We start from the raw sequence: 664 nt of genomic DNA on the forward strand, positions 1-664 counted from the left end.
AAGCTGTACTTTGTTGGTACGTAGGAGAGATTGCAGCATCTTGACCAATTAAGATTTTTTCAGCTTCTGCAAGTGCTTTCCAGCGTGCTGCGTCATCTTTTAGTAGTTCTCCTTTTGATTTTGCTACTAAATCATCGTACTTCGGATTTGAATAATCCATTTCATTAAATGAGCTTCCAGTAACGAACATATCAATATATGTCATTGGGTCTGGATAATCTGGACTCCATGCAGATAATGAGAATTCATATTCAAATTTCTTTTCTAAATCTAACTTCTGCTTATATGGTTGTTGCTTCAAATTCACTTTAATACCAGGTAAGTTTTTCTCTAATTCTTCTTTAATAAAGTCGCCCACTTTTTTACGACTACCGTTATCATCATTTAGTAATTCTACTGTAATTGTATCTTGACCAAGTTCTTTCTTCGCTTCTTCCCACAGTTTTTTTGCTTTCGCAGCATTATCTTTACTGTCACGGAAATTTTTATTTACAGTACGGAAGTCTTTTCCATCTGGTCCTGTCGTAAACTTTTCAGGTACTAAGAAATACGCTGGCAATGATCCATCATTCAAAATTACATCCGCAATTCCTTTTTTATCGTACGCTAAATCAATCGCCTCACGAACCTTTTGATTTTTAAACGTTGCATTTTTTTGATTAAA

General features: G+C 34.6%; 1 protein-coding gene. It reads right to left on the minus strand.

The genetic code is table 11. The features are described from left to right. On the minus strand, nucleotides 1-664 hold a 664-nt coding region (locus tag AC1DTM_RS30345), incomplete at both ends, for a peptide ABC transporter substrate-binding protein (RefSeq protein WP_477001690.1).

This window comes from Bacillus sp. P4_D3 (assembly GCF_056401855.1).